The organism is Bradyrhizobium sp. MI1.10 (genome assembly GCF_055811035.1).
The window spans coordinates 51,408-66,668 of record NZ_JBVVPN010000041.1 but is presented as its reverse complement, the minus strand read 5'-3'; the positions used below and the strand labels follow the sequence as shown (position 1 = coordinate 66,668).

The following is a 15,261-nucleotide window of genomic DNA, read 5'->3' as shown; positions in this document are numbered from 1 at the left end:
GGCCCCCCCCCCCCGACCCCCCCCCCGCGGCCCCCCCCCCACCCCCCCCCCCCCCCCCCCCCCGCCCCCCCCCGGCCCCCCCCCCGGGACCCTTTCCCGACGGAGGACATCGATGTTCGGCGACTACTCGCTTGGTGACCTTGGCTCCATCTTCGTCATGCAGGGCTTTGCAGGACTGATCCTGTTCTCCGTCTACGTCCTGATGGCGCTCGGTCTTGCGATCATCTTCGGCCAGATGGGCGTCATCAACATGGCCCATGGCGAGTTCATGATCCTTGGGGCCTACGTCACCTGGATGACCTCGAGTTTCTTCCAATCCTATTTGCCGAGCCTGTTCAGCGGCTACTTCTTCCTCGCGATGATCCTGGCCTTTATCGCATCCGGTGCGTTGGGGATGCTGGTGGAATGGGTGCTGATACGGCATCTCTACAAGCGCCCGCTCGACACGCTGCTTGCGACCTGGGGCCTCAGCCTGATCCTGCAACAGGCCTATCGCTCCGTGTTCGGCGCGCGCGAGGTCGGCGTCGAGCTGCCGCAATGGATGCTTGGCTCGCTGCACGTGACCGACAGCATCGAAGTGCCGATCAACGGCGTCTTCGTGATGTGCCTCACTGTCCTGATCACCGTGGGCGTCGCCTACGTGATGTATAAATCGCGCTGGGGTCGGCAGGTGCGCGCCGTCGTGCAGAACCGCATCATGGCCGGTGCCGTCGGCATCAACACCGAAAAGGTGGATCGCTACACTTTCGGCCTCGGTTGCGGCATTGCCGGTGTCGCCGGGAGCGCCTTCACCATGATCGGCTCGACCGGGCCGACCTCCGGACAGCTCTACATCGTCGATACGTTCCTGGTGGTCGTGTTCGGCGGCGCGGCAAGCCTGCTCGGCACCATCGCATCGGCCTTCTCGATCTCGCAGACCCAATCCACCCTCGAGTTCTTCCTGTCGGGCTCGATGGCCAAGGTGCTGACGCTGCTTGCCGTTGTCGGAATCCTGATGCTGCGGCCGCAGGGTCTCTTCGCCCTCAAGGTCCGCAAATAACAAGAAGCAGGCAAGTCATGGTCATCAACTCACGCTTCTTCAATCGATCCGAGCTCATGGGCTTCCTCGTGCTGGCCGCTGTGCTGTTCGTGATCCTGCCGCTCTCGCTGGATGTGTTCCGTCTCAACCTCGTCGCGAAATATCTGACCTACGCCTTCGTCGCGCTCGGTCTGGTGCTTTGCTGGGGCTACGGCGGCATTCTCAGTCTGGGGCAAGGCGTGTTCTTCGGCCTCGGCGGCTATTGCATGGCGATGTTCCTCAAGCTGGAGGCCTCCAGCGTCGAGAATACCAAGATCCAGTCGACGCCAGGCATCCCGGACTTCATGGACTGGAATCAGATCACGTCACTGCCACTGTTCTGGCAGCCGTTTCACAGTCTCACTTTCACCATCCTCGCCATCATCCTGGTCCCCGGCATCTTCGCGCTGATCATCGGCACTGCGATGTTCAAGCGCCGCGTCGGCGGCACCTACTTTGCCATCATCACCCAGGCGGTGGCGGCCATCCTCACCATCCTGATCGTGGGCCAGCAGGGTTACACCGGCGGCATCAACGGCATGACCGACCTGCGCACCCTCAAGGGTTGGGACATAAGGCCCGACCACGCCAAGGTCATCCTGTACTTCGTCGAAGTGGTGCTGCTGTTCGCCTGCATCGGCATCGCGCAGTTCATACGCCTGACCAAGCTCGGCCGCATCCTGGTGGCGATGCGCGAACAGGAGGACCGCGTCCGCTTCTCCGGCTACAGCGTCGCCAACTTCAAGATCTTTGCGTTCTGCATGGCCGCGGTCTTCGCCGCGATCGGCGGGGCCATGTTCGCACTCAATGTCGGTTTCATGTCGCCGTCCTTTGTCGGCATCGTGCCGTCGATCGAGATGGTGATCTACACCGCGGTCGGCGGACGGATGTCGATCTTCGGCGCGATATGGGGAGCCATTCTGGTGAATTTCGCCAAGACCAGCCTGTCGGAGTCCTTCCCGCAACTCTGGCTGTTCGGTCTCGGCGCGCTGTTCATCGCCGTCGTGCTCGCTTTCCCGAACGGCCTGTCGGGGCTCTGGGCCGACTATGTGCAGCCGCGCATCGACCGCCTGTTCACCTCGCGCAAGAAGCCGGGCTGGAGCGACAATTCGGTTGCCGATGGCGCACCGGCAGAGTGAGGGGACCATCATGCTTGTTGGACATCAGCCGAAGGAATTCCTGCTCGCGGTCTCCGGACTGACCGTTTCCTTCGACGGCTTCAAGGCCGTCAACGATCTCTCGTTTTACGTCGAGGAGAACGAGATCCGCGTCATCATCGGCCCCAACGGGGCCGGCAAAACGACGGTGCTCGACCTGATCTGCGGCAAGACCAAAGCGACCGAAGGCTCGATCCAGTTTCGCGGCACCGAGCTGACCAAGCTCAAGGAGAACGAGATCGTCAAGGCCGGCGTCGGCCGCAAGTTCCAGACGCCGTCGGTGTTCGAAGACCTCACCGTGTTCGAGAATCTCGAGATTTCGTTTCCGCGCGGCCGCACCGTGTTCGGCTCGCTCACCTTCCAGCGCGACCAGCCGGTGAAGTCACGCGTCGCGGAGGTCGCCGAGATGATCTTCCTCAAGGACAAGCTCAACACCTATGCCTCTGAGCTCAGCCATGGCCAGAAGCAATGGCTCGAGATCGGCATGCTGCTGATCCAGGACCCGGACCTGCTGATGCTGGACGAGCCCGTCGCCGGCATGAGCGTGTCCGAGCGCGCCAAGACCGCCGAGCTGCTCAACCGCATCATCAAGAACCGCTCGGTGCTGGTGATCGAGCACGACATGAAGTTCGTCGAGGACATCGCGCACAAGGTCACCGTGCTTCACCAGGGCCAGATCCTCTCGGAAGGGACCATGGATAAGGTGAAGAACGACCCCAAGGTCATTGAAGTCTATCTGGGGCACTGAGATATGACGAATTCGGGCCAGTCTGTTGCGGCAATGACAGTGCACCTCTCCCCCTGTGGGAGAGGTCGGATCGCGCAAGCGATCCGGGTGAGGGGTATCTCTCCGCAGCTCAAACTGCCTCTCGCCTTCGCGGACGCAGACCCCTCATCCATCGCGGACTTCGCCCGCGCCACCTTCTCCCACAAGGGAGAAGGGAGAAAGTTCACGGCAGAGCGGCCTCACCAGAATTCATGCTGATTTAGGGAGCGATCATGCTGGCAATTTCCGATCTTCACGTCGCCTATGGCCAGAGCGAGGTGCTGCACGGGCTCAACGTCAAGGTCGCGCCCAACGAGATCGTGGCGATCATGGGCCGCAACGGCATGGGCAAGACCACGCTCATGAAATCGCTGATGGGCATCCTGCCGGCGAAGAGCGGCTCGGTGACCATGGACGGCGCCGAGCTCGGTGCCTTGCCGAGCTACGCGCGCGTCGCCAAGGGCCTCGCCTATGTGCCGCAGGGCCGCATGATCTTCTCAACCATGACGGTGAAGGAGAACATCGAGACCGGTCTCGTGGTCTCCGGCGGAACCGAGGTGCCCGGCGACATCTACGAACTGTTTCCGGTGCTGCTGGAGATGAAGGACCGCCGTGGCGGCAATCTCTCCGGTGGCCAGCAGCAACAACTCGCGATCGCACGCGCGCTGGCGACCAAGCCAAAAGTTCTGCTGCTGGACGAGCCGACCGAAGGCATCCAACCGTCGATCATCAAGGAGATGGCGCGCACGCTCAAGCGCATCCGCGACGAGAAGGGGCTTTCGATCGTCGTGTCCGAGCAGGTCCTGAGCTTCGCGCTCGATATCGCCGACCGTGTGCTGGTGATCGAGAACGGCGAAATCGTCCGCGACGATCCGCGCGACGCCGTCGATGCCGCGCAGGTCTCGAAATATCTGTCCGTCTAACCAACCGTGTAAAAGGGGAGCCTCTCGATGCCAGAGACACTGATCAAGGTCGATCTCACCAAGTCGGCCTATGAAAATGACATGGTGCATAACCGCTGGCACCCCGACATTCCGATCGTAGCCTGGGTCAATCCCGGCGACGACTTCATCATCGAGACTTATGACTGGACCGGCGGTTTCATCAAGAACAACGATTCCGCGGACGACGTCCGCGACATCGATCTGTCGATCGTGCACTTCCTCTCCGGCCCGATCGGCGTCAAGGGCGCCGAGCCCGGCGACCTCCTCGTCGTGGACCTGCTCGACGTCGGTCCGATGAAGGAGAGCATGTGGGGCTTCAACGGCTTCTTCTCCAAGCAGAACGGCGGCGGCTTCCTCACCGATCATTTCCCGCTGGCGCAGAAGTCGATCTGGGACATCAAGGGCCTCTACACCTCGTCGCGGCATATTCCGGGCGTCAACTTCGCCGGCCTGATCCATCCCGGCCTGATCGGCTGTCTGCCCGATCCGAAGATGCTGGACACCTGGAACAAGCGCGAGGCCGAGCTGATAGCGACCAATCCGACTCGTGTGCCCGGCCTTGCCAATCCACCGTTCGCGCCGACCGCTCATGGCGGCCGCGCCAAGGGCGAGGTCAAGGACAAGATCGGCGCGGAAGGCGCGCGCACCGTGCCGCCGCGCGAGCATGGCGGCAATTGCGACATCAAGGATCTCTCGCGCGGCTCGAAGATCTACTTCCCGGTCTATGTGCCCGGCGCCGGTCTCTCGATGGGCGATCTGCACTTCAGCCAGGGCGACGGCGAGATCACCTTCTGCGGTGCGATCGAGATGGCCGGCTGGCTGCATCTGAAGGTCGAGGTGATCAAGGACGGCATGGCGAAGTACGGTGTCAAGAATCCGATCTTCAAGCCGTCGCCGATCACGCCGAACTACAAGGACTATCTGATCTTCGAAGGCATCTCGGTCGACGAAGCCGGCAAGCAGCACTATCTCGACGTCACCATCGCCTATCGCCAGGCCTGCCTGAATGCGATCGAGTACCTGAAGAAGTTCGGCTACTCCGGCGCCCAGGCCTATTCGATCCTTGGCACCGCACCGGTTCAGGGCCACATCTCTGGCGTGGTCGACGTGCCCAATGCCTGCGCCACATTATGGCTGCCGACGGAAATTTTCGACTTCGACGTGATGCCGTCCTCGGCGGGTCCGATCAAGCACATCAAGGGCGATATCCAGATGCCGATATCGCCGGACAAGTAATCCCTGCGCGACGGGATGCGGGACGGCGTAGCTGTCGCCCCGCATCCTTCGCCGGAACTCTCTCACAGACAACAGCGTAGGGATGATGCGATGCCGGTCTATGAATATCTCTGTGACGATTGCGGTCCGTTCAAGGATCTGCGCCCGATGTCTGAATGCGACGATCCGCAGGTCTGTCCGCAATGTGAAATCATGGCGCCGCGCGTCATTCTGACCGCCCCGAACTTCTTCTGCATGCCGTCGGAGACGCGCAAGGCTCACGCCGTCAATGAGCGCAGCACGCACGCGCCGCAGACGCTGGCGCAATACAAGGCCTCGCATGGCCCCGGCTGCGGCTGCTGCTCGACGGGAAGAAACTCCTCGGACATGAACTCATCGGACAAGAAAAAGCCGGCGCGCCTGGTGACCAAGACCAGGAGCGGCGCCAAGGGCTTCCCTACCGCGCGGCCCTGGATGATCAGCCACTGATTCGCGCGGCAATCTCAAACAGAGTAGAGGAGCAATTCAAATGCTTCACGGTGACATCTCCAGCAGCAACGACACCGTCGGCGTCGCGGTGGTCAACTACAAGATGCCCCGCCTGCACACCAAGGCCGAGGTGCTCGACAACGCCCGCAAGATCGCCGACATGGTGGTGGGCATGAAGACCGGCCTTCCCGGCATGGACCTGGTGATTTTCCCGGAATACTCCACCCAGGGCATCATGTACGACTCCAAGGAGATGTATGAGACCGCTTGCGCGGTCCCCGGTGAAGAGACCGCGATTTTTGCGGAGGCTTGCCGCAAGGCCAAGGTCTGGGGCGTGTTCTCGCTCACGGGCGAACGCCACGAGGAGCATCCGAACAAGGCGCCCTACAACACCCTGATCCTGATGAACGACAAGGGCGAGATCGTGCAGAAGTACCGCAAGATCATGCCGTGGGTGCCAATCGAGGGCTGGTATCCCGGCAACTGCACCTATGTCTCCGACGGCCCGAAGGGGATGAAGGTCAGCCTGATCATCTGCGACGACGGCAACTTCCCGGAGATCTGGCGAGACTGCGCCATGAAGGGGGCCGAATTGATTGTACGCTGCCAGGGCTACATGTATCCGGCCAAGGAGCAGCAGATCCTGATTTCGAAGGCCATGGCGTGGGCCAACAACGTCTATGTCGCGGTCGCCAACGCCGCCGGCTTCGACGGGGTCTATTCCTACTTCGGTCACTCCGCGATCATCGGCTTCGACGGCCGCACCCTCGGCGAGTGCGGCGAGGAAGACTACGGCATTCAATATGCCCAGTTGTCGAAGCATCTGATCCGCGATGCGCGCCGCAACGGCCAATCGCAGAACCATCTCTACAAGCTCGTCCATCGCGGCTACACCGGCATGATCAATTCCGGCGAAAGCCCGCGCGGCGTAGCGGCCTGTCCCTATGATTTCTACAAGAACTGGATCGCGGATCCCGAAGGCACAAGGGACATGGTCGAAGCGATGACGCGCGCGACGCCCGGGACCGCCGAATGCCCGATCGACGGCATCCCGAATGAAGCGGGACCGAGCAACTACTGAGCCATGGCTGCATCAACCACACGGTCCTACGCCGACAAGGGCGGCGTCATGCACTCCGCGTGATGAGGGTCTACCGTTTCTGCTGCGCCGGCTTGCGTGGCGGTCGCGGAGCGGCGGCCGGCGTGGGTGTCCCGCTCATCTTGTTGGCGGCCTCGCTGACGTCGAGCAGCGATCGGCGGATGTCTTCGAGGAAGTTCGCCGATTTCTTTCTCATGGTGTCGGCGAGCTCGTGCAATCCCTGGATCTTTTCGAACAGCTCGTCGGCCTTGCCGTCGGCAAAGCCGGGCACTACGCCTTCGATCTTTGTGACCGCCTTGTCGAAGCCCGCGAAGGCGCTGTCGACCTTGGCCATGACGGAAACGATTTCGCCGCCCTTGCTCCTGAGATCGGCGGTGTAGTTCTCGAACGTGCGCAGGCCCTCCTTGATCGCCGGGGCGTTGCTGACGATCGTGCGGTCGACACTGTGCAGGGTGTCGACGATTGATTCGGCGTCGCTGAGATCGGCGGTCAGCACGGGGACGCCGTCCGAATCCAGCGGCACTGGCGGTGCGGAGGGCGCGCCGCCGATCAGCGAGACCGCGGCGACGCCGGTAAGACCGAGGAACTCGATGCCCGCGACGGTGTCCTTGCGGATCGGCGCGGAGTTGTCGAGCATCACCAGGGCCACGACCTTGCGCGGATTGTCCAGCTTGATCGACAGGATCTGGCCTGCGGGGACGCCGTCGAAATTGACCGGCCCGCCGCGGCGCAATCCGCTCGCCGAGCCGCCCTCGAACACGACGCGCAACGGGCTGCGGCTCTGGAGGGTGCGCCATTTCTGCACGCCGAGCACGCCGCCGAACGCCACGGCGATCACCGCCAGCGTCGCCGTTCCGATCACCAGATTGCTCGCGCGTGCCATGCGGGATGATTTTACGGCCAAACGAGGGAAGTTGGAAGGAGCTGCAATGGTACGCAGGGCGGGTTAGCGAAGCGTAACCCGCCAACGCCTCGTGCGGCCTTGGACCGATTTGGCGGATTACGCTGCGCTAATCCGCCCTACGCGACATCAATGCCCGGCCGCGCCTTTTGCCGCAGCATTGTTCAGCACGATGAGGGCATCGACGGCGACGCCGGTCCTGGCATTGATCAGGAACGGATTGACGTCAATCGAGGCGATCCGGTCGCCGGCATCCGCGATTAGGTTGGAGAGGCCGACCAGGGCCTTCACCGCGGAGGCTTCGTGCAAGGCCGGCTTGCCGCGATAGCCGCGCATCTTGACGCCGGCCTTCGTGCGGCCGATCAGGAGCCGGGCCTCAGCCTCGTCCAGCGGCGCGCCGGCGAGCGTGACGTCCTTCATCAGCTCGATGTCGATGCCGCCGGTGCCGAACAGCACGACCGGGCCCATCTCGGCATCGAGGGAGGCGCCGACCACGAGTTCCAGATCGGCCTTGACCTGTTGCGCGATCAGGATGCCGGCGAGCTTCGGCTTGCCCTTCAGCCTGCTCACCCGCGCGGTGATGTCGGCGAACGCCTTCTTCACCTCGGCCGAGTTGTTGAGATTCAGCACCACGCCGCCGATGTCTGATTTGTGCAGGATCTCGGCGCTGACGACTTTTGCCACGACCGGGAAACCGATCTGCTTGGCGATCTTCACGGCCTCGGCTGCCGTCTGCGCGATTGCCTCCTTCGAGATCGGGATGCCATAGGCCTTCAGCAGCTTCTTGGAGGCGACCTCGTCGAGCGCGGCGCCCGTTGCCGATTTCAGCGCCTTCTCAAGCACGGCACGCGCGGCCGGCTTCGAGCTCGAGACGATATCGGGCACTTCCTTGCGCAGCTTGGCGTAGTCGAGCAGCGACTTGATCGCAGTCACCGCGCGGTCCATGCCCTGCATCACCGCAAGATGCGGCAGCGACTTGCGCAAGGTCTTGGTGAACTCGGTGAAGCCGATCGACATCGCGCTGATATAGATCACCGGCTTGCCGGCCCGGCTCGCCATCTCGTCGACGATGCGCAGATTGCGCTCGCGCAGCTCGTGCGGCGCTTTCGGCAGCTCGGCATCGATGATGACGATGTCGATTTCGGGGTCGTCGATCATCAGCCCGATCGATTTCAGGTAGACGGAGGGATCGACCACCGCGGCGAAGCCAGCGTCGAGCGGGTTGCCGACGATCGAGCCCGGCCCGAGCATCTTTGCCAGCTCCGAGCGGACATGCGAGCTGAGTGGTGCAAAATTCAGGCCTTCTGCATCGAAGGCGTCGATCAGCATGCCGCGCTTGCCGCCGGATAGCGTCACTGCGGCGAGCCGGTCCCCCCTGGGCACAGCGGCATGGACGAAGCATTCGGTGGTCTCGATCAACTCGTCGAGCCCGCCGACCCTGATGACCCCTTCGCGCGTTGCAATGGCGTCGAATGTCTCGATCGAGCCCGCGAGCGCGCCGGTGTGTGCCATCGCCGCCGCGCGGCCACCCTCGGAGGCCCCGAGCTTGAGCGCGATCACCGGTTTGCTCGCGGCGCGCGCCGCCTTGCAGGCGTCCCGGAATGCCTTGGTGTTGCGTACGCCTTCGAGGTAGACCACGATCACCTTGATGCTCGGATCCTCGGCGAAATAGCGCATCAGGTCCGGCGTCTCGAGCCCGGCCTCGTTGCCGGTCGTCACCATGTAGCCGACCCCGACACCGCGATCTTCCAAAGCTTGGCGGATCGCCATGACGATGGCGCCGGATTGCCCGGCAATCGCCACCGCGCCCTGTTCCATGGTGACGATACGGTCGTCGATATTGGTGAAGAGCTTTTCGCCCGCGCTCAAATTGCCGAGGCAGTTCGGGCCGGTGACCGCCAATCCCGTCTCGCGCACGGCCGCTTGCAGTTCGGCGGCGAGCTTCTGGCTTTCCTCATCCTGCAACTCGCTGAAGCCCGAAGTGACGATGGTGGCCGAGCGCGCGCCGGCCGCGGCGGCGTCGCGGATCACTTGCACGGCAAAGCGCGCCGGCACCAGCACCAGCACGTGGTCGGGTTTTTCCGGGAGGCTTGCAAAGTCCTTGTAGCAGGGGACACCCCAGATGGCGTCGCGTTTGGCATTGACCGGATAGAGCCCGCCCTCGTAGCTGTATTTGACCAAATTGTTCCAGATGCGCTCGGCGTAGTTGCCGGGCTTGTCGGTCGCGCCCACCAGCACGATGTTGCGCGGATGCAGCATGGCGTGGATGCCCTTGACGATGTCGCTGGCATCGGGCGCCGGAGACCATGGGCGCGACGAAGCTGAGGCGGCAGATACGCGAGCTTCCATGGTGTGACCTCACCTGTTGTTCTTGTTGGTGGTGCGTCACTCTGTTCTATGGCGAGTTCTTCGGACTGGCAACCACGTGGGCAGGTATGCCGTGCGGTGGAATGAGCGCGCGTCAAGCCCTGGTGGTGATCGACATCTTCGGATCTCTGCTCGCGCCGTGGTTCAGTATCTCAGCATGCCGAGTTTGTAGGCGTAGTGATAGGCCAACTGCTTCGCCAGATAAGGAGCGATGGCGCGCCGGATCTGCATCTGTGTCGGTTCGAAGCCGAGAACGCGTCGCCGCAGGACGCCCATCTCCCTGACGCCGACCGCATAGGTGGATGCCGTCTTTTGTGCGTCATGGATTCGGAAGCAGGCGAGAAATCGCGGCAAGCGTGCGAATTTGAATCCTGCGGCTTGCGCTCGAAGGATGAAGTCCCAGTCCATCGCGTAGTGTAAACTCTCGTCGATCGGCCCGATCCTGTCCCACACGCGCTTGCGCCAGAACATCGTCTCTTGCGGAATGTAGTCGGCATATCGCAACGCCTTGCCGTCGTGGGGCGGCAGCACGGCGCGGCCGACCTCGAGTCCCTCGCGATCGATGAAGACGCGATGGCCGTAGACGACGTCGACATGCGGATGTGCGATGAAGTAATTTGCGACATAGGCAAGCGTCCCGGGCAGCAGCATGTCGTCGCTGTTGAGATAGGCCATGATCTCGCTCTCGATGCCGGCGAAGCCGAGATTGATGGCGCTGGATTGCCCCTTGTCCGGCTCGCTCCTCCAGCGCAGGCTATCGCCGCGCCCCTTCAGGAGATCGAGCGTGCCGTCGATCGAGGCGCCGTCCTGCACGTGATAATACAGGTCCGGATAGTTCTGGCTGACGATGCTGTCGATCGTGGCGTCGAGATATGGCGCATGGTTGTAGCTCGGCGTGACCATCGCGATTCGGGGCGCGCCCGGATGGATCGCAGGTGCTGGCGGGAAAGCCGTCAGGTTGAGCAGACGCGGCGGATATTGCTCGAAGGTCCACATCGGCGGGCGGCGCCAGAGGCTCCGAAGCGAGGAGCGTCTTTGCCCGGCGGCGATAAGATCCTGGTTCCTCTCCAGGAGCGCGACGCGGTTTTCGAGCTGTTCGAGACGCTGCCTGAACTCCTCATCCATCCCCGTTCTTCTCGCAAATTGCAGCGAAAATGCTCAATGGGCCATTCTGATAGGTCTCCCGTCGACGGCGCCGGTTCACGGGTTCCATCATGCGGGATTGTCCCTACAGGCCGGGCGGATTCAAGAGGGGGGTGCGGATCGATTGCGAACCGCTATTCATCGGTTCCGATCAGGGTGGCATGCAGGATGTAGCGCTCGGGGCCGGACACGACGGCGTCGAACGGCCAGCAGGTCGCGAGCACGAGTTCGGCTGCCCGTGCCGCAGGATCGATGCCCGAGGCATCGAAGCGAACCACAGCGGAGGAATCCGCGCGAAAACGAAAGTGCTTGCCATCACTGCGTGTGACATCGATCAAGTCACCAATGGCGACATTCCGCAGGAAGCGGAAATGAGTGTCGCGGTGCGCTGCATATACGGCAACACCCCGCTCGCCCGCGTCAGCCGTTTGGCGGATATGGCCGGGACCGAAAGCGAGCGCCTGGCCGCTCGCGCCTTCCAGCACGATCGCGCTGGCGCCGATCCGCCTCACCTCGATCCGCGCGACCGGCCATGTGTCGGCCCATGACCATGGCCTGACCACTTCGCCGGTCGCAACGCTCTTGTCGAACGCGCGCTCCAGCAGCACCTGCGCGAGCCACGCCTTCGCATGGATGTAGGCGCCGTCGCCGAACAGGATGATGCCGATCAGGGCGAGAGCCAGGGGAGAGATGAAGCGGGGCATTGTTTCCACACTCGTCATTGCGAGCGAAGCGAAGCAATCCAGAATCTTTTCGCGGAGGCAGCCTGGATTGCTTCGCTGCGCTCGCAATGACAACAAAAAGGCGCGCGCGGCCGTTGGTGTGGGACGGGCAGCCGCGCGCGCTAACAGAGGAGTTCGGGGAGCTCCTCTCTCAAGCGGCGTCAGTGAGCAAGGACTGACGCCGGTTGAACACGAACAGGATCATGGCGAGCAGGATCAGGATCACGCCTGCGGTCATCTTCAACTCGGCCGAGGTCGCGGTCTTGGGCAGGCGGATCGTATCGGTTGCCGCCGGCGTCGGCCGCCTCGTGGCCGACTGGCTGCGCGCATCGGCGTGACGCTCGCGGAGTTGCGCCGGGACCTGCTGGCGTTCGCCAAAGACCTTCGCGAAATCCCAGCCGGCCGGCAGGTTGATCGGCAATTCGCTGAGCTTGAGCGGCTCACCCTCGGGACGGCTCGGCGTCTTGTCGACCGCGACGAGGCTGGTGAGTCGGGTGACGATCTGATGGTCGAGCGCCAGTGCCAGGATCGCCTTGTCGGAATCTTCGGGCGTCATCTCGCGCACGGTGCGCGCCACTTCGGCATCGTCGATCTTGCGCTTGGCCCAAAGCTTCGACAAGCCTTTGCCTTCGGCCGCATTTTGCAGCGGCAGCGTCACCGACCATGGGCGGTCGCCGACGCGGCCCTTGATCTCGACCGAGCCCGCGAGCGTGTCGAGCTTTGCGGCCAGCACCAGCGGCTCGTCGCGATAGACGTCGGGAATGATCGTCGGTGTGACGTCGGCCTTGGCTTCGGAGAACTTTGCGCTCAGGCCGGTCACGGCCGGGTTCTCGAGCTTGGCAAACAGGCCGCGCATGCGCTCCTCGATCTGCTCGACCGAGCCGATATGGGTGAAGGCACCGCGGCCGAGCTCGGCGGCGCGCGTCATCAGATAGGTGTTGGGCGCCGACCCGATACCGACCATGAACACGCGCGAGCGGCCGCGCATCGCCGTGATCGTTTCGAACAATTGCTGCTCGTTGCCGATCGCACCATCTGTCAGGAATACGACCTGGCGAACCATGCCGGCGTCGCCGAGCTTGTCGGTCAGCGCGGCCCGCATCGCCGGCACCATCTCGGTGCCGCCACGCGCCTGCAGCGCGCTGACGAACGAGGTGGCTTCACCGACACGCTCGGCATCCGCCGCCACGGAGGCCGGAAACAGCACGTCCATGGTGTCGTCGAAACGGATGACATTGAAACGGTCGGTCGGCTGGAGACGGGAGAGCGCGTAGGTGAGGCTCGCCTTGGCCTGAACGATCGACGTGCCGCCCATCGAGCCGGAATTGTCGATCACGAATATCACCTCGCGCGGCCGTGGCTTCTGCGTCGCCTGCTCGGCGGCGGGCGGGGTGACGAAGGCGAGCAGATAATCGGTGTCGCCGACGCGCTCGCGGAATAAACCAACCGACGGCGCCTTCGCGGCGGCCGGCTTCCAGGTCAGTTCGAAATCGCGGTCGGCAGGCACGGCACCGTCGGCAAGCGTGACGATTCGCGTCGTATTGTCCGGGCTCTCGACCTTGACGTTGTGGTGGGGGCTCTTGACCTCGCCGAGCGCAAAGCCGGCGTTCAGGCGTATCGTGATGCTGGTCGGGTTGACCGGTGCATTCCTGGCGGGATCCAGCACGGGCGGCGAGATGCGGTCGCGGTCCGGCACCGGGTCCGAATTCGTCGCGCCCCAGCCGGAGCCATCGTTGCGGAAATCGACGCTCTGGACGATCGGCGCCGGATTGTAGCGCGGTCCGACCACCAGCGGCAGGCGCAGCGAATATTCGTTGCCGGATTGATGCACCGGTTCCTGATACTCGATCTGCACCAGCACGGTTTCTCCGGGACCGATATTGGCGACCGAGTTGGTGAAGATATTCGGCCGCTCCTGTTCGGTGAGCGCGGCCTTCTGGCCGGCCCGGCGCGCCTCTTCGTAGATCACGCGCGCCTGCTGCCGCTCCTTGATGTCGCCGACGATGACGCGATTGCCGACCACCATCTTCAGCGAATCGACGGCACCGCCGGCGGGGAGCGGATAGACATAGGTCGCCTCGGCCCAGTCCTTGGTCGGATTGCGGAAGATCTGGGTGACGCGGGCGCGCAATGTCGGGCCCGACACCGTGATGTCGACGTCGATGCCGAGGCGGATCGCTTCCGTGTAGGCGCCATCCTCCTTCAGAAGCAGGGTGCCGGACTTGGCGTCGCCGGGCTGAAGCAGGCTGGCCTGCTCCGTCGTCGCCGACCAGCCCGGCTCCAAGCTCACCAGCAGCGCCACGAAGGCGACCAGCATCACCGCGATGCCCTGCGCCAGAAGGAACAGTCCGACCACGATGAGTCTGCCCAGCCAAGGGTGTTCGTTGCTGTCCGTCGTGTCGTAGGTATCCATTTGGCCTGCTCCCGAGGATGTTTGCTGGCTCTGAGCATCGGCCAGGACGGCGCGGTTTCGCGAGCAGAATGATCGGCAATGTTCCGCCACGGCCGGCCCGGCCGGCCGCCTCCGAGATGGCCAAGTGCGGTTTTGTGCTGGTTTGTCCGCCCTGCTAGGATGCTGTCCTGGAGCAGAGCCACGATGCAGACGCAGGACAAATTCACCGACAAGCAGCTTTCGGACGAGCAGAGCCGCGAGATTGCGGAGACCATCCGTGAGGAGCTCGCCAGGCGCCGGATCTCCCGGCAGGCGCTGGCCGAGCAGGCCAAGCTCAGCCTGTCGACGCTGGAGAAGGTGCTCGGTGGCCGACGGCCGTTCACACTGGCGACCACAGTGCGGCTGGAGCAGGCGCTGGGCGTCTCCCTGCGCAGAAGCGCCGCCGTGGTGACGCCTCCGGCCGCAAACGATGTCGCGCCCGACAGCCTCGGCTCCTATGCGCATCGCGCGGTGACCTGGCTCGAGGACGTCTACATCACGTTGCGACCGTCGTTCGGCGACAAGGACGCGATCTTCGCCTACCGCACCGAGATCGTCTGGGAGCCGAAGGTCTCCTCATTGGTGTTCCGCGAGGGGGAGCGGACCGATGCCGCCTATGAACACACCGGCGAGGTCGCCGTGCCGCATCAGTCCGGCTTCATCTATCTCGTCATCATCAAGCATGGCCAGCATCGCGTAATCACCGTGTCGCGGCCGACGGTCGCCGGCGAAATGTACGGGATCATCTCGACGCTCCGCGCCGGCCCCGGCTCGCAGCTGACGCCGATCGCAGCGCCGATCGCCTATGTGCCGCTTCGAAACTTCGCGAAGCCCTCGCTGGGTCGGGTCGCGCCCGGCGATGCCAACCATGAACTGTACCAAAAGCACCTGCGCCGAACGGTGGAAGAATCGTTCGCGCTGTTTCTGTCGGTATAGTCCGCAGGAAATTATCCGGAATGACGCGGCATGC

At 63.4% G+C, this 15,261-nt stretch carries 13 protein-coding genes; 8 read left to right on the top strand and 5 right to left on the bottom strand.

The annotated features are described in order from the left end of the window. The first annotated feature begins 112 nt into the window (after positions 1 to 112). The 7 genes from urtB to AC0L3K_RS31995 all read left to right on the top strand — a co-directional run bounded on the left by urtB (position 113) and on the right by AC0L3K_RS31995 (position 6,709). Positions 113 to 1,039 (top strand): urea ABC transporter permease subunit UrtB, encoded by a 927-nt coding sequence (urtB, locus tag AC0L3K_RS32025; protein ID WP_007598078.1) that lies wholly within the window; start codon positions 113 to 115, stop codon positions 1,037 to 1,039. A 17-nt stretch (positions 1,040 to 1,056) separates the two neighbouring features. Next, positions 1,057 to 2,196 carry an urea ABC transporter permease subunit UrtC gene (gene urtC, locus AC0L3K_RS32020; protein ID WP_354200198.1) on the top strand — a complete coding sequence of 380 codons (1,140 nt, stop codon included), beginning with the start codon at positions 1,057 to 1,059 and terminating at the stop codon, positions 2,194 to 2,196. A 10-nt stretch (positions 2,197 to 2,206) separates the two neighbouring features. After that, positions 2,207 to 2,962 carry an urea ABC transporter ATP-binding protein UrtD gene (gene urtD, locus AC0L3K_RS32015; RefSeq protein WP_007598075.1) on the top strand — a complete coding sequence of 252 codons (756 nt, stop codon included), beginning with the start codon at positions 2,207 to 2,209 and terminating at the stop codon, positions 2,960 to 2,962. 251 nt (positions 2,963 to 3,213) lie between these two features. Continuing rightward, positions 3,214 to 3,903 carry an urea ABC transporter ATP-binding subunit UrtE gene (gene urtE, locus AC0L3K_RS32010; RefSeq protein ID WP_007598073.1) on the top strand — a complete coding sequence of 230 codons (690 nt, stop codon included), beginning with the start codon at positions 3,214 to 3,216 and terminating at the stop codon, positions 3,901 to 3,903. A gap of 27 nt (positions 3,904 to 3,930) precedes the next feature. Then, a complete protein-coding gene (gene fmdA / locus AC0L3K_RS32005) occupies positions 3,931 to 5,160 on the top strand; it encodes a formamidase (RefSeq protein ID WP_007598072.1) in 1,230 nt (409 codons plus the stop codon). A gap of 90 nt (positions 5,161 to 5,250) precedes the next feature. Beyond that, a complete protein-coding gene (locus tag AC0L3K_RS32000; protein WP_354166725.1) occupies positions 5,251 to 5,628 on the top strand; it encodes an FmdB family zinc ribbon protein in 378 nt (125 codons plus the stop codon). 40 nt (positions 5,629 to 5,668) lie between these two features. Beyond that, positions 5,669 to 6,709 (top strand): aliphatic amidase, encoded by a 1,041-nt coding sequence (locus AC0L3K_RS31995; protein ID WP_354166733.1) that lies wholly within the window; start codon positions 5,669 to 5,671, stop codon positions 6,707 to 6,709. A gap of 70 nt (positions 6,710 to 6,779) precedes the next feature. Here the strand turns inward: AC0L3K_RS31995 and AC0L3K_RS31990 are convergent, their stop codons facing one another. The 5 genes from AC0L3K_RS31990 to AC0L3K_RS31970 all read right to left on the bottom strand — a co-directional run bounded on the left by AC0L3K_RS31990 (position 6,780) and on the right by AC0L3K_RS31970 (position 14,273). Next, the gene (locus AC0L3K_RS31990) at positions 6,780 to 7,610 is read right to left on the bottom strand and encodes an MlaD family protein (RefSeq protein ID WP_473367539.1); all 831 of its coding nucleotides are present in this window, start codon (positions 7,608 to 7,610) and stop codon (positions 6,780 to 6,782) included. Positions 7,611 to 7,757: 147 nt separating this feature from the next. After that, positions 7,758 to 9,977, bottom strand: coding sequence for an acetate--CoA ligase family protein (locus AC0L3K_RS31985; RefSeq protein WP_473367538.1), 2,220 nt, complete (start codon positions 9,975 to 9,977; stop codon positions 7,758 to 7,760). A gap of 162 nt (positions 9,978 to 10,139) precedes the next feature. Next, positions 10,140 to 11,120, bottom strand: coding sequence for a glycosyltransferase family 2 protein (locus AC0L3K_RS31980; protein WP_007598061.1), 981 nt, complete (start codon positions 11,118 to 11,120; stop codon positions 10,140 to 10,142). 152 nt (positions 11,121 to 11,272) lie between these two features. Beyond that, positions 11,273 to 11,842: a class GN sortase gene (locus tag AC0L3K_RS31975; RefSeq protein WP_473367537.1), complete on the bottom strand. Its 570-nt coding sequence runs from the start codon at positions 11,840 to 11,842 to the stop codon at positions 11,273 to 11,275. 169 nt (positions 11,843 to 12,011) lie between these two features. Continuing rightward, a complete protein-coding gene (locus tag AC0L3K_RS31970; protein WP_007598059.1) occupies positions 12,012 to 14,273 on the bottom strand; it encodes a marine proteobacterial sortase target protein in 2,262 nt (753 codons plus the stop codon). Positions 14,274 to 14,456: 183 nt separating this feature from the next. Here AC0L3K_RS31970 and AC0L3K_RS31965 point away from each other — a divergent pair, with 183 nt between their 5' ends. Next, positions 14,457 to 15,227 (top strand): helix-turn-helix transcriptional regulator, encoded by a 771-nt coding sequence (locus AC0L3K_RS31965; protein ID WP_007598058.1) that lies wholly within the window; start codon positions 14,457 to 14,459, stop codon positions 15,225 to 15,227. Positions 15,228 to 15,261: the final 34 nt, after the last annotated feature.

Coding starts and splice junctions, on each gene's coding strand:
- AC0L3K_RS31985 (WP_473367538.1), bottom strand. CDS start 9,977: ATGGAAGCTCGCGTATCTGCCGCCTCAGCTTCGTCGCGCCCATGGTCT.
- AC0L3K_RS31995 (WP_354166733.1), top strand. CDS start 5,669: ATGCTTCACGGTGACATCTCCAGCAGCAACGACACCGTCGGCGTCGCG.
- AC0L3K_RS31980 (WP_007598061.1), bottom strand. CDS start 11,120: ATGGATGAGGAGTTCAGGCAGCGTCTCGAACAGCTCGAAAACCGCGTC.
- fmdA (WP_007598072.1), top strand. CDS start 3,931: ATGCCAGAGACACTGATCAAGGTCGATCTCACCAAGTCGGCCTATGAA.
- AC0L3K_RS31970 (WP_007598059.1), bottom strand. CDS start 14,273: ATGGATACCTACGACACGACGGACAGCAACGAACACCCTTGGCTGGGC.
- urtB (WP_007598078.1), top strand. CDS start 113: ATGTTCGGCGACTACTCGCTTGGTGACCTTGGCTCCATCTTCGTCATG.
- AC0L3K_RS31965 (WP_007598058.1), top strand. CDS start 14,457: ATGCAGACGCAGGACAAATTCACCGACAAGCAGCTTTCGGACGAGCAG.
- AC0L3K_RS32000 (WP_354166725.1), top strand. CDS start 5,251: ATGCCGGTCTATGAATATCTCTGTGACGATTGCGGTCCGTTCAAGGAT.
- urtC (WP_354200198.1), top strand. CDS start 1,057: ATGGTCATCAACTCACGCTTCTTCAATCGATCCGAGCTCATGGGCTTC.
- AC0L3K_RS31975 (WP_473367537.1), bottom strand. CDS start 11,842: ATGCCCCGCTTCATCTCTCCCCTGGCTCTCGCCCTGATCGGCATCATC.
- urtE (WP_007598073.1), top strand. CDS start 3,214: ATGCTGGCAATTTCCGATCTTCACGTCGCCTATGGCCAGAGCGAGGTG.
- urtD (WP_007598075.1), top strand. CDS start 2,207: ATGCTTGTTGGACATCAGCCGAAGGAATTCCTGCTCGCGGTCTCCGGA.
- AC0L3K_RS31990 (WP_473367539.1), bottom strand. CDS start 7,610: ATGGCACGCGCGAGCAATCTGGTGATCGGAACGGCGACGCTGGCGGTG.